The sequence below is a fragment of the Mucilaginibacter sp. genome (assembly GCF_041660805.1).
Lineage (GTDB): Bacteria > Bacteroidota > Bacteroidia > Sphingobacteriales > Sphingobacteriaceae > Mucilaginibacter.
The window spans coordinates 1-14156 of record NZ_JBAZVP010000039.1; the positions used below are offsets into that span (position 1 = coordinate 1).

Annotated in this window: 10 protein-coding genes; 6 read left to right on the forward strand and 4 right to left on the reverse strand. The window is 40.7% G+C overall.

Features of this window, described 5'->3' with window-relative positions; translation table 11 throughout:
* The first annotated feature begins 112 nt into the window (after nucleotides 1–112).
* Nucleotides 113–352, forward strand: coding sequence for a hypothetical protein (locus tag WC743_RS25555; RefSeq protein ID WP_373016390.1), 240 nt, complete (start codon nucleotides 113–115; stop codon nucleotides 350–352).
* Here WC743_RS25555 and WC743_RS25560 read toward each other — a convergent pair.
* The 3 genes from WC743_RS25560 to cobA form a co-directional block, all read right to left on the reverse strand.
* Nucleotides 349–2178: a DNA topoisomerase 3 gene (locus WC743_RS25560; protein WP_373016391.1), complete on the reverse strand. Its 1830-nt coding sequence runs from the start codon at nucleotides 2176–2178 to the stop codon at nucleotides 349–351. The genes WC743_RS25555 and WC743_RS25560 overlap by 4 nt on opposite strands.
* Before the next feature lie 99 nt (nucleotides 2179–2277).
* Nucleotides 2278–2625: a hypothetical protein gene (locus tag WC743_RS25565; protein ID WP_373016392.1), complete on the reverse strand. Its 348-nt coding sequence runs from the start codon at nucleotides 2623–2625 to the stop codon at nucleotides 2278–2280.
* Nucleotides 2579–3388, reverse strand: a complete 810-nt coding sequence (cobA, locus tag WC743_RS25570) for a uroporphyrinogen-III C-methyltransferase (RefSeq protein ID WP_373016393.1) — start codon at nucleotides 3386–3388, stop codon at nucleotides 2579–2581. The genes WC743_RS25565 and cobA overlap by 47 nt, the downstream gene beginning before the upstream one ends.
* A gap of 289 nt (nucleotides 3389–3677) precedes the next feature.
* Here cobA and nirB point away from each other — a divergent pair, with 289 nt between their 5' ends.
* Both nirB and nirD read left to right on the forward strand, forming a co-directional pair.
* A complete protein-coding gene (gene nirB / locus WC743_RS25575) occupies nucleotides 3678–6173 on the forward strand; it encodes a nitrite reductase large subunit NirB (RefSeq protein ID WP_373016394.1) in 2496 nt (831 codons plus the stop codon).
* A gap of 45 nt (nucleotides 6174–6218) precedes the next feature.
* Nucleotides 6219–6569 carry a nitrite reductase small subunit NirD gene (gene nirD, locus WC743_RS25580; protein WP_373016395.1) on the forward strand — a complete coding sequence of 117 codons (351 nt, stop codon included), beginning with the start codon at nucleotides 6219–6221 and terminating at the stop codon, nucleotides 6567–6569.
* Nucleotides 6570–6573: 4 nt separating this feature from the next.
* Here the strand turns inward: nirD and WC743_RS25585 are convergent, their stop codons facing one another.
* The gene (locus WC743_RS25585) at nucleotides 6574–7272 is read right to left on the reverse strand and encodes a Crp/Fnr family transcriptional regulator (protein WP_373016396.1); all 699 of its coding nucleotides are present in this window, start codon (nucleotides 7270–7272) and stop codon (nucleotides 6574–6576) included.
* A gap of 502 nt (nucleotides 7273–7774) precedes the next feature.
* Here WC743_RS25585 and WC743_RS25590 point away from each other — a divergent pair.
* Genes WC743_RS25590 through WC743_RS25600 form a run of 3 tightly spaced genes read left to right on the forward strand, consistent with a single transcriptional unit; the run spans nucleotide 7775 to nucleotide 14148 of the window.
* The gene (locus WC743_RS25590) at nucleotides 7775–9325 is read left to right on the forward strand and encodes an alginate export family protein (RefSeq protein WP_373016397.1); all 1551 of its coding nucleotides are present in this window, start codon (nucleotides 7775–7777) and stop codon (nucleotides 9323–9325) included.
* A gap of 9 nt (nucleotides 9326–9334) precedes the next feature.
* Nucleotides 9335–10633: an MFS transporter gene (locus tag WC743_RS25595; protein WP_373016398.1), complete on the forward strand. Its 1299-nt coding sequence runs from the start codon at nucleotides 9335–9337 to the stop codon at nucleotides 10631–10633.
* 2 nt (nucleotides 10634–10635) lie between these two features.
* Complete coding sequence (locus WC743_RS25600; RefSeq protein ID WP_373016399.1) at nucleotides 10636–14148, forward strand: molybdopterin-dependent oxidoreductase; 3513 nt, start codon at nucleotides 10636–10638, stop codon at nucleotides 14146–14148.
* Nucleotides 14149–14156 lie beyond the last annotated feature (8 nt).

Consider the following 14156-nt stretch of genomic DNA (forward strand, 5'->3'; position numbering starts at 1 on the left):
GGCAATTTTAGTGCACAATAACATACAATAACCCGTATCTTTTTACGTATTTAATATAAATTACAGCATATGGAATAAACAGATTTTTACTTTAACGTTTATCTTTTACCCAATGAATTACAAGATCAAATTAGCCGACGGTACTACACAATTAATACAGATCACTACTGAATTATATAAAAGTTGGAAAGTATGGAAGATCCAGTTTACTGATGGCAAAGCAGCTATGCTATTTAAATCAGGCAATCAATGGTTACAACGAAATGAAGACATCCTGGATGCTTATTTGTTAAACACTATAGGTAAATGTATTGATGAGATCATATTAAATAAAAACCGTTTAGCGTTTTAAGATGCTTTGATCACTATTCCCTTGCCTGCTTTAAGTAATTCTTGCGTAATGGCGCGGGTATAGATCTTGATCTCTTCCTGGAATTCCATTACAGAAGCGCCGCTGCGGATCTCTTCCAGCCGTTTTTCCCAGTTGCCTGTTAATTCCGCCTGGGCAATCTGTTGGTTTTTAACCACATCGTATACCGCTAACCCCGTATGTGTAGGTACCAGGTTCTTCTTTTCGCGGGCGATATAATTGCGTTTAAGAAGCGTTTCTATCATGGCTGCCCGGGTGGCGGGTGTGCCAAGTCCGCTATCTTTCATTGCCTGGCGCAGTTCCTCGTCATCAATTTCCTTGCCCGCGGTTTCCAGTGCTTTTAATAAACTGGCTTCGTTGTAGAGCGGTTTGGGTTTGGTTTGTTTTTCTAATAGCGTTTTATCGGTTACCGGCAGGTTTTCACCCATCTGTACTTTTGGTAAGGTTGCGTTTTCTTCATCTGCTTTCTCCTCGTCCTTATCATTGAAAACTGCCCGCCAACCTGCTGTCTGTATTATCGTTCCGCTGGCAATAAACTTTGATCCGGATCGTACCGTGATCTTTGTGATCTCCTTGATGCAATCCTGATGAAATGCTTCCAGCATGCGGCCTGTTACCATATTATAAATGACCTGTTGCTCTGCCGAAAGCTGGTTAGGTGTTTCACCCGTGGGCAATATCGCATGATGATCCGTTACTTTTTTGGCATTAACACTTCGTTTGTTAAGTTTTGTACTTGACAGCAATGTGGCTTGTTTGCCAAAGTCAGGGTGATCATTGAACTTGCCGATTAACGCCGGTACTTCCGCAAAAACATCATCTCCTATATAGCGGCTGCCTGTACGGGGGTATGTCACCAGTTTGCTTTCATACAGGTTTTGCAGTAGGGTAAGTGTTTGGTCGGCAGTAAACCCTTTGCGCTTATTTGCCTCTTGCTGCAGGCTGCTCAGATCATGCAATAAAGGTGGTGGTTCTTTGCGGGGCTTAGCTTCCACGCTTAAAATATGCCCGCCCTGTGAGAAACCTGAGGCAACATCCTCTACCTGTTCTAATATCGCTTGCGCCTCTTCTTTCGTTTTAAAGCTTTTATCAGAAATAGCTTTAAAAGCCTGCCCATTTTTATCCGGTTGGATACTTACCTGGAAATAAGTTTGCGGCACAAAGTTTTTGTTCTCTAAATAACGTGCGCAGATCATTGCAAGGGTAGGGGTTTGCACACGCCCTAAAGATAATACGGACCTTGTGCCGGACGATAGGCTCAATGCCTGTGTGGCGTTCATGCCAACCAGCCAGTCGGACTGAGAACGGCAATGCGCCGAATTAAACAGCGTATCATAATCTGTACCCGGTTTTAGATTACGGAACCCTTCTTTAATAGCTGCATCGGTTTGCGATGAGATCCATAATCGTTTAAATGGTTTTTTACACTTCAGGTAATAGTAAATATAACGGAAGATCAATTCGCCCTCCCGCCCCGCATCTGTTGCAACAATGATCTCAGTTGCTTCATCAAACAAAGCCTTAATAATATCCAGCTGCTTTCTAACACCCGGATCTTCTACCATACCATCCTTGGTTTTGATTTTACGAATAGATAGTTTGAATTTTGAAGGCAGCATTGGCAGGTTTTGCACATTCCAGCCGTAATACCCATATTTCTGCGGCGGGGCCAGTTGCAGTAAATGCCCAAAAGCCCAGGTAAACGTATATCCTTTGCCCTCTATATAGCCATCCTTTTTTGTGGTGGCTCCAAATACTTTAGCGATCTCTCGCCCTACAGAAGGCTTTTCAGCAATAATTACTTTCATAAATGATCGCAGCGAAAATAGGGAAACCCTATACAGGCTGCAACCTTTGTGGAGAAAATGGCATGTAGCCGTTATTGTCTAACAAATAGCTTCAATAAACTATTTTTTAAGCGGATTAGGGTAATTATCGCTTTGATCCTCGGCTACATCATCCAGGCATTTAAAATCCTTTTCTATCAATAAGTATAACTCATTATCAGTGCTTTCAAATCCAACCTTTTCAGTTGCAACCCATTCATTAGCCATATCTGCAGGCATAAATAAAGTTATGCAATTGTTTTGGAGATGGGCAGTTAAATTAGGTAAACTATAGCGTTGTAACGCATATATAAAACGCTGCCCTCCAAAATCTGTGATCTCTTCCAGGTACCCATGCTTCGCGAAACATTCTACATCTGTTTTAGTGAGCCTGTAGCGCAACGAATTTCCCTTGATGCGAATTTTCATAATTTGTTATTACTTCGTTATATAGTAAGTTTGTTTGTGTTTCTAACCCTGCTACTTCTCCTATAATAATAATAGCCGGATAAGTTAATTGATGTTTAGCAACTATATCAGGGAGGTCTTTAACAAGGCCTTTAACGCATTTTTGGTGTGGCAACGATGCATGCTGAATAATTGCTGCAGGCATATCGGCTTTACCTTCTTCTAAATAAGTTGCTGTTATAGTAGCTATTTGTTTCATGCCCATATAAATAACAACAGTGGCATTGCTTTGCATGGCCAATTTCAGGTCGGCAGATAATGAACCATCTTTTTTGGTGCCGGTTATCATCCATACACCTTCGCTTACAGCCCGGTGGGTTAATGGTATATCCAGAAAACCCGATGCCTGCATACTGGTAATCCCAGGTATAAAATGTGTTTTTATTCCATGTTGGCGGGCAAAGATGACCTCTTCAAAACCCCTGCCAAAAATAAAAGGGTCGCCGCCTTTTAATCTTACTACTTTACCTTTAGTAAAAGCATAGTGTTTAATCATTTCATGTATGGTTTCCTGCGGCGTATAATTCCCGTAGGGTTGCTTGCCAACATATATTTTCTCACAGCTTTCTTTTGTAATAGCTAAAAGATCCTTGTTAGCCAGGTTATCATATAGTATAACATCGGCTTCCTGTAAAAGCTTATAACCCTTAACAGTTATTAGATCAGGGTCGCCCGGACCTGCACCTAACACAAATAATTCAGGAAAAATCTCATTATTTTCCATTTTCTTTAATTTTAATGATTAAAAGTCTATTTCCTGTATTTAAAATCTCTATGATTCTAATTTAAGGAAGAAACATGTATATAAGAAGCGTTATTTTATATAATAATTATAAAAATAGCGTTTTTTTAACAAATTATATTGCTAATATCATAAAAAGTAAATTAAATCTTAAATTTTATCGGTTATTTATATGATTTTAATCAATTAATTGTTAATATTGTTACTGTAAATGCATTTCGGTCGCAACTAAATGTATTTTTAATTAGAAAATGCTTTAACAAATTTAAAAATGAACATGCCACAGCAAACCATCATAGTTATAGGCAATGGAATGGTAGGTTATAAGTTTTGTGAAAAACTGGTAGCCAAATCATCTCATTTTAATATTGTTGTATTTGGCGAGGAATCCCTCATAGCTTACGATAGAGTTCATTTAAGTGAATACTTTAATGGTAAGTCTGCCGATGATCTTTCACTATCTTCAAGTTCTTGGTATGAGGAAAACGGTATTGCTTTATACCTAAATGATCCTGTGCAGGAAATTGATCGTTCCAGGAAAGCAATTCATTCATTAAGCGGTATTACTTTAAAATATGATTACCTGGTGCTGGCAACAGGTTCTTCGGCTTTTGTGCCCGACATACCAGGCGTAGAAAAAGAAGGGGTATTTGTATACCGTACTATTGAAGATCTGGATCAGATTAAAGCTTATTCTGCAAATGTTAAAACTGGCGCGGTTATGGGTGGTGGGCTTTTAGGGCTCGAAGCTGCAAAGGCGTTGATAGATTTGGGTATAACAGAAACACATGTTATTGAATTTGCACCAAGGTTAATGCCCCGCCAGATAGACTCTGCCGGAAGTGGCATGCTGACATCAAAACTAAAAGCCCTGGGGTTAAATATTCATCTTAATAAAAGCACAGCAAGCTTTATAGGTGAAAGTAAAATTGAGGCCCTGCGCTTTAATGATGATAGTACGCTGGCGGTAGATATGATGGTGATATCTGCAGGGATACGCCCGCGCGATGAGTTAGCTAAGTTGGCAGGTTTGCAGGTAGGTACCCGCGGGGGAATTATAGTGAACGAAAAGATGCAAACCAGTGATGAGTTCATATTTGCCATTGGTGAGTGCGCGCTTTATGAAGGAATGATCTATGGCTTAGTGGCGCCGGGTTATGAAATGGCCGACATTGTGGCTGCCTGGTTAACCGGTGGCAGTAAGGCATTTTACGGTTATGATATGAGCACTAAGCTTAAACTAATAGGTGTGGATGTAGCCAGCTTTGGCGATGCCTTTATAACCGAGCCTGATTGCCGTACCCTTGTTTTTGAAGATACCTATAAAGGCATATATAAACGTATAAATATTAGCAATGACGGTAAATACCTGTTAGGCGGCATTTTAATTGGCGATGCTGATGCTTACAATATTTTACTCCAAACAGTTAACAATAAAATAGTACTTCCGCCAAATCCGGAAGACCTTATATTAGGCTCAAGGGGGGGCGATGCTGGTGAAAATGCCGGCGCAATGAGCCTGCCTGATGATGCGCTTGTATGTTCATGCGAGGCGGTGAGCAAGCTATCTATTTGCAACGCGGTAAACGATGGCGCAACAAATATTGACAGTATAAAGAAATGTACAAAGGCCGGTACGGGGTGTGGTGGTTGTGTTCCATTGGTAAAGGATCTCATCACAGGGGCATTAAAAGCCAACGGCCAGTATGTTAAAAATGTAATATGTGAACATTTTGATTATTCAAGACAGGAGTTGTATGACCTGGTCAAAATAAACAAGGTTAAAAATTACGATCTGGTACTTGATCATTTCGGAAAGGGCGATGGCTGCGAAGTGTGTAAGCCGGTTATCGCGGGTGTTTTATCCAGCTTGTGGAATGATGTGATTGTTAAGCAGGATACTATACAGGATAGTAATGACCGTTATTTGGCCAACATTCAAAAAGGCGGTACCTATTCTGTGGTGCCGCGTATCCCCGGCGGGGAGATCACTCCGGATAAGCTTATTGTTATTGGGCAGGTAGCCAAAAAGTACGGGCTTTATACCAAAATAACGGGTGGTCAGCGTATAGATATGTTCGGTGCGCATGTAAATGATCTTCCGCAGATATGGGAAGAGTTGATAGATGCGGGTTTTGAAAGCGGGCATGCCTATGGTAAAGCCTTGCGTACTGTAAAAAGTTGCGTAGGTAGCACATGGTGCAGGTTTGGTTTGCATGATAGTGTGTCATTTGCTATCGAAATAGAAGAACGTTATAAAGGGGTGCGTTCGCCTCATAAATTAAAAGGCGGTGTAAGCGGCTGTGTGCGCGAGTGCGCCGAAGCACAGGCAAAGGACTTTGGGGTTATAGCAACCGAAAAAGGGTGGAATTTATACGTATGCGGTAACGGCGGTTCTAAACCGCAGCATGCTCAGTTACTGGCAACAGATATTGATAATGAAACGTGTATGAGATATCTCGACAGGTTTCTGATGTTTTACATTAAAACTGCCGATCCTTTAACGCGTACTGCAACCTGGCTCAACAAAATGGAGGGCGGGATGAGCTATCTTAAAAATGTGGTGATCAATGATAGTTTGGGTATAGTGGAACAGCTTGAAGAAGAAATGCAGGAGTTGGTAAACACTTATCACTGCGAGTGGAAGGAAGTTGTAGATAATGCCGATCTGCGTAAGCGTTTTGCCCACTTTGTAAATGCACCCCAGGCAAAAGATCCCAATATAAAATTTGAACCTATGCGCCAGCAGGTGAAAGCCCAGTGGTAGCATGAACATATAATTAATTATATCACTATTCTATTAAATGATAATATGGAAACAGTAACAGATATTGAATGGGTATTGGCTTGTTATGCTGACGATGTGCCGGCAAACGGCGGCGCCTGCATGAAACATGGTGATGAACAGATAGCGATATATAATTTCGCCCGCCGCAATGAGTGGTATGCCACGCAAAACTTATGTCCGCATAAACAGCAGATGGTATTATCGCGGGGGATGATAGGAAGCACAGGTGATGATTGTAACCCCAAAGTAGCCTGTCCGTTCCACAAAAAGACATTTTCTTTAATTAACGGCGAATGTTTAAGCGGAGATGAATATCAGATTAAAACTTATCCTGTTAAGGTAGCGGATGGGAAAGTGTATGTAGGTATTGTTTAACTAATTAGGGAAACATAACGTCCTGTGCCAAAATAGAGAGCGCATCAAGATTATTTATCCTGATGCTTTTTGCTGAAATACTTATAAGGCCGTCATGCACAAGTTCATTAATCATTCTGAATACGGTTTCATAAGTTGCGCCGCAATAGGATGCCAGGTCTTGCCGGCTCATACCGATATTTATAAAGCCATCATGATTTGTTCCAAACTGTTTTTGCAATGCCATCAATGCTTCAGATACCCGCCCTTTAACGGGCATATGTGCAAGGTTGCGCATTTTTCGTTCAGATTCTCTTAACTCATCAGCAAAGAACATTAATAACTGGTAAGTAAAATTTGTATTTACTTTTAAGGTGGCCTCAAAAAAATCCAGGCTGATGTAGCAAACTATCCCCGCTTCCATTGCCGATGCCGATACAGGGTAGGTGTCATTTTTCCCCAGGCCACGGTGGCCAAAAATTGCACCTTCTTTGGCAAAGCGTATAATCAACTCCTTTTCAGTGTCCCATTTTTTGTAAACTTTTACTAATCCTGTATAAACAAAGTAAATACCTGTAACCGGATCGCCTTCTTTAAAAATGATCTCACCTTTCTTAACTTTTAAATTGGTTTTATTGGCAGCTATTGCAGATTTCCATTCTGAGAGGCAATTCTTGCACATAAAGCAACTTTTGGTATCGCAGATATTGGTTTTTTGTATCATTTAAGAAGAATAAACAGTTTAAAGCATTATAATGGTAACAGTTTGGCTTTATTTGATGGGCATTGTGTGGTTTTATTATAATTATATCAAATAGTATGGATAAAAATATTAACATTTTGTCGTTGGCGCACTGTTTTGTCAATAATTATTGGCAAAGTAATTACTAATTAGCGTAATAAATGCAATGTATGTTTAAAATTATGTTGTAAACTTCGTATTTTCTCTAATTTGTTAATGTGGATTTTTACTTTTTTAATAAAAAACGCTATTAAATATGATTTAAATCATAAAAATTAATCATAATTAAGATTTCGTTGATTAATTAAATTAAATTAGATATATTTATAATAATGAAACCAATAATTTATTAATATTTAAACAAATAAATGCCCATGGTGATAAATTAATAATTACACAACATAAAAAAGCCCTGCCGGGAGGTCGCATTCCCGAACAGGGTTAAACAGTTTTCATTGCTTTAACAAATTAAAAACTATTTCAAATGTACAAAAATGTATTAAACCAATACACTATTGCGCTTTCTATCCCAATAATTATAATATTATCTGCCTGTAGCTTAAATGTTAAAGCACAGGTATCAATTGTTGGGCAATTACGGGCAAGAGGTGAATTGAGGAGTGGTTACGGCACATTACAAACCACGGGTTACAAAAATGCTGCCTTTATTTCACAACGAACGCGTTTAACGTTCAATTATAAATGGAGCAATCTGATTTTTCATACTTCAATACAGGATGTAAGATTGTGGGGGCAGGATGCATCAACTATAAGCAGTGCAGATGGCAATAAGCTGGGCCTACATGAAGCATGGGCCGAACTCATATTATCCAACAAAAGCGACTCTTCATTTAAAATATCGCCGGTTGATTACTTTTCTGTTAAAATAGGCCGCCAGGAACTGGTTTATGATGATGAGCGCTTACTTGGTAACTCTGATTGGTTGCAACAAGGCCGGCGGCATGATGCTATTGTGTTAAAGTTGCTGCAAAAAGGCTGGCGGCTTGATATTGGCGCCGCATTTAATCAAAATTCTGAGGCTATAAATTATAACGGTACTTATTATACCCCCGCTAATGTACCGGCCACTGTAAAAGATAGTAAGGGTAACCTGGCCAATACCCCATCCGGATTAATCCCTTTAATTAATAGCGCGGGTATCAGCGCAAAAAACGGCAGCCCGGCTTTTTTAAACGCTCCCGGTACAAATGCCTTAAATCAAAATTACAAAGCCCTTCAATATTTGTATGTCGCCAGGAAAATCAATAAAACTAACATTTCGGGCCTTTTCCTGGCCGACCAGTTTGGCAGATATATTCTTGATTCAGTAAAAAACGTTAGCGGTACAGATGTAGGTTATATATATGGTAAGCGTTTTAATCAAACGGGTGTAAACACACGCTATACCACCGGCTTATTGATTACCCCTGTTTTCGGAGATAAAAATCAGTTGGGATTAACTGGTGGTTATTACTACCAGGGTGGGCATGATAAGGATGGCTTAACTTTAAATGCTTATACTTTTACAGCATCCTTAACCTATAAGCCAGCCAATTTAAGTTATACTGCCGGATGGGATTATCTTTCAGGCAACGATGCTTATTCAACTTCAACAACTAATCACAGGTTTGACCCTTTGTATGGCACACCCCATAAGTTTTGGGGATACATGGACTATTTCTATGCAGTAAGCGGGGCACCCACAGGCGGCTTAAGCAACCTGTATTTAAAAGCAAAGTTTGCATCACCTAACAAACGTTTTAGCACTGAGCTGGCCGGCCATTATTTTATGCTGGCGCAGGATCAAAAAGACATAAGTGGGCAGCCTGTTAGCAAACATCTCGGATCGGAATTTGACCTCACTACAGGCTATAAGCTAAATAAATTTACTGGTATTGATCTGGGCCTTTCCTATATGGCTGCTACCCGCAGTATGGAATATGCCAAGAATATCGTACCCGGCTCATCAGGCATGCACCCATTTTGGGCTTACCTGCAACTAAACATCAAACCTGAATTTCTTAATAAACAATAAAATATCACAATGGAAAAGCAACTAACCAAACTCAATATATTTTCAATGAAAGGTGTACAAATGCGCACTTTTCACATTACCTGGCTTATGTTTTTTGTATGTTTTTTCGGTTGGTTTGGGTTGGCGCCTTTAATGCCAACCATTCGCGCCGAACTGCATTTAACTAAGGGACAGGTAGGTAATATTATTATAGCATCGGTATCAGCAACTATAATTGCCCGGCTTATCATAGGCAAACTTTGCGATACCTGGGGGCCTCGTAAAACAGCAATAAGGCTGCTAATTGTGGGATCGTTGCCTGTGTTTTTTGTAGGCCTTGCACATGATTATGCTACATTTTTATTGTTCAGGTTGGCTATTGGTATTATAGGTGCATCTTTTGTAATTACACAGTTTCATACTTCCATGATGTTTGCCCCTAAAATAAAGGGAACGGCTAATGCAGTTACCGGTGGCTGGGGTAACCTGGGGGGTGGGGTAACCAATATGGTAATGCCGTTAATATTTGCCGCTATTGTGGGTTTTGGTTATACCAAGGCAGATGCGTGGCGCTATGCAATGATAGTACCGGGTGTTATGATGCTTGTTATAGCCTACTTATATTCAAAATACACTAAGGATACGCCCAATGGCAATTATGATGAGATAGGATATACCACTGGTAAATCATCAAAAACCGATTGGAAGATACTTGCAGACTGGAGGGTATGGGCCTTAACGCTAGCTTATGCCATGTGCTTTGGCATGGAGATCACTTTTGATAATGTGGCCTCACTGCATTTTGTTGATTCATTTCACTTGTCCCAAAGTCAGGCAGGTTTTTGGGCTGGTGTATTTGGGTTTATGAATTTATTTGCACGTGCATTGGGTGGCATTGTATCTGACAAGGTTGGTCACAAATTTGGTATGCGGGGCAAGGGTTTATTGCTTGCCGGTGTTTTGCTGCTTGAGGGGGCCGGCTTGATATTATTTGCGCAATCCGGTACTTTATTGATAGCTATTGTTTCTATGCTTTCATTCGCGCTATTTCTTAAGATGGCTAACGGGGCTACTTATGGTATTGTACCTTTTATTAACTCAAAAAATGTTGGGATGATAAGCGGCATTGTTGGTGCAGGCGGTAACCTGGGAGGAATGATGTTTGGTTTTCTTTTTAAATCTGACTCAATTACCTATGTACAGGCATTCACTTATATAGGCTATACAGTTATTGTGGTAGCCGTAATTGTTTTTTTAACCCGATTTATTAAAAAACCGGTAACAAGTAATCAAACAGAAATTTCTGTTATGGTAGAAAGCATGGCATAAAAATGGACGTAAAAGCATCATCGGGTACATCAACAACTGTATGCTGCTACTGTGGCGTAGGTTGCGGTATAGTTGTAAATAAGGAAAGGAACGGAGCTATTACTGTGCTTGGTGATCAGGATCATCCTGTAAATAAGGGTATGCTTTGCAGTAAGGGCCTTAATTTACATTATACGGTTAATGATAAAAGTGACCGTTTGCTGTATCCGCAAATGCGTTATAATAAAAGTATGCCCTTACAGCAGGTAAGCTGGGACGAAGCCCTTGACCGTACCGCCGCCGTATTTAAAACCTTTATTGATAAATACGGTCCGGATTCTGTTGCTTTCTATGCATCGGGGCAATGCCTAACGGAAGAATATTACGTGGTTAATAAACTGATGAAAGGGTTTATTGGCAGTAATAATATTGATACTAATTCGCGTTTGTGCATGAGCAGTGCTGTAGCGGCCTATAAAATAGCCCTGGGCGAGGATGCTGTTCCGGTTTGTTATGACGATATTGAACTTGCTGATTGCTTTTTTATTACAGGAGGTAACCCGGCATGGTGCCACCCTATATTATGGCGCCGGGTAGAGGCACATAAGGCAGCCAACCCGCACGTAAAGATCATTGTTGTTGATCCACGGATTACGGATACCTGCGCTATTGCAGATCTGCACCTGCCTATAAATCCGGGAACTGATATTACTTTAAATTACGCCATTGGCCGGTTGTTGATTGAGAACGGTGATATTGATATTGACTTTATAAATAACCATGCAGAAGGTTTTGAACAATACAGTAATTTGGTGTTTAAAAAGACACTTTCAGAATTAGCGCAGATCTGCGGGGTAAGCGAAAGCAGCATTCGCCTGGCGGCAAAGTATATTGGTGAAGCAAAGGGATTTATCACCATGTGGACAATGGGGCTTAACCAAAGCGCCATAGGAGTTAACAAAAACCTTAGTCTTATTAACCTCAATTTAATTACAGGCCATATCGGTAAACCCGGTTCTGGCCCCTTTTCGCTTACGGGACAACCAAATGCTATGGGCGGCAGAGAGGTCGGAGGTTTAGCCAATTTACTTCCGGCCCACCGTGAGTTAAATAACCCTATTCACAGGGAAGAGGTTCAAAAATTCTGGGGCGGCAGCATTATCCAGCCCAAACCGGGATTAACTGCTACAGAAATGTTTGAGGCATTGAACGACGGCCGTTTAAAAGCCATCTGGATAATGTGTACCAACCCGTTAACCAGCCTGCCAAATGTTCGCCTTGCCGAAGAAGCCTTAAAAAAAGCAAAGTTTGTAGTTGTGCAGGAGATCAGCAATAAGCCGGAAACACTGGCCTATGCTGATGTGATTTTACCCGCTGCTGCCTGGGCCGAAAAGGAAGGCACCATGACCAATTCTGAAAGACGTATTAGTTATTTAAATAAAATAATTGAGCCGCCGGGCGAAGCCTTACCTGATGCCGAGATCATTTGCCGCTTTGCCCGTAAAATGGGCTATAAAGGATTTGATTTTGAAAACCCAGCTGCTATTTATGCAGAACACGCGAAACTTACCGCTAAAACCAATATAGATATCAGTGGATTAAGCTATGCTATTTTAAAGGAGAACAAAACCGTACAATGGCCTTATAAAAAAAAGAGCCGGACCCAGGGTACACAACGATTGTTTACCGATAAGCTTTTCTATACACCATCAAAAAAAGCCACGATCAGTGCTGTTCCGGATATTCTGACGAGTGAAAAGCCTGATAATGATTATCCGTTTATACTTACCACGGGCCGCATACGCGATCAATGGCATACCATGAGTAAGACAGGGAAAGTGAACAAGCTTAATCAGCATTATAAGCAAGCCTTTGTAGAGATACATCCTGCAGATGCAGCGTGCCTGCAAATTAATGAAGCGGATATTGTAACCATTTCATCAAGAAGGGGCGAGGTACAGGTGCAGGCAAAATTATCGGCACAAATAAAGCCTGGCGTGGTGTTTTTACCCATGCACTGGGGCAAAGTATTAAATAATGACCTGAACAGAACTAATAATGTCACCAATGACTTGATTGACCCAATATCTAAAGAACCGGATTTTAAGTATTGTGCCGTCAACGTAAAGAGATACCAAAAGCCTTTTCAGCGTATTGTGGTTATTGGTGCCGGGGCGGGTGCATATGGCTTTGTTAAATCATACCGGGAATTAAATCCTGATGACCAGATCACAATTTTCAGCAAAGAAAACCATCCATTTTATAACCGTGTAATGCTGCCTGATTACATAAGTGGCGAACAGAAATGGGAGCAGCTGGTAAAAATGAAAGATGAAGAAGAACCCGCGTATAATATTTCGCTTTTAAGAGGGATAAGTATAGAGAAGATAGATCGGATAAATAAACAAGTTACCGATTCGCGCGGCATTAAAACATCTTACGATGTTTTGCTGATAGCTACAGGCAGCAGGGCAACTATCCCCAAAAACGTACCAACATTGCCGGGTATATTTAGTATGCGCAGCCGTAACGATGCGGATAATTTTAAGCGGTTTGTTCCGGCAAACGGCCATGTGGTTATTGTTGGTGGTGGTTTGCTGGGGTTGGAAATGGCAGCGTCATTGCGCGAGATCGGGATTAAAATTACGATAGTACAACGGGTATCCCGTTTTTTAAACCGCCAGCTGGATACATTAGGCAGCCAGTTATTGCACGAAGAAATGGTAGACCAGGGTTGCGATATTTACTATGACGATGAGGTGCAGCTGTTTTACGGCAGATCGAAATTGACTGGCGTGGTTTTAAAAAGCGGGCGTAAAATTGAGTGTAATGCCATGATTATTGCGGTAGGTACAACACCAAACTTAGAGATAGCAAGAGACTGCGGCCTTGACTGCAAACGCGGGGTTATTGTGAACGAAAGAATGCAAACCAGCGACCCGGATATATATGCCATTGGCGAAATTGCAGAATTTGAGGGGACCTTATATGGTATTACCGCTGCAGCAGAACAGCAAGCGGAGGTAATGGCTAAATATATGAATGGTGATATTGCAAGCTATTATAAGGGTAGCATATTTATGAATATAATAAAGATCAATGGATTTGATCTTTGCAGCATAGGATTACCGGAATGCCCGGATAATAGCGATTATGAAGAGATAGTATTTATTGATAAGGCCAAGCGATATTACAAAAAATGTATTATTCATAATGACCGTTTGGTTGGGGCTATACTAATTGGCGATAAAAGTGAGATGCTGGAGTTTAAAGAACTGATAGCTAACAAGACAGAGCTGAGCGAAAAACGCCTTCAATTATTACGTGGCGGCAATAAAGCCGAACCTGTATTGGGGAAACTGGTTTGCAGTTGTAATAATGTTGGCAGCCAAAATATTATTAATAAAATAGCATCTGGCTGCGATAATCTTAAAGACATATGTTTGGCTACAGGTGCCGGCACAGGGTGCGGATCTTGCAGGCCAGAAGTAAAACGATTACTGGAAGAAAGCCTTAATAGTATGGTTTCAAATTAAGCAGATCA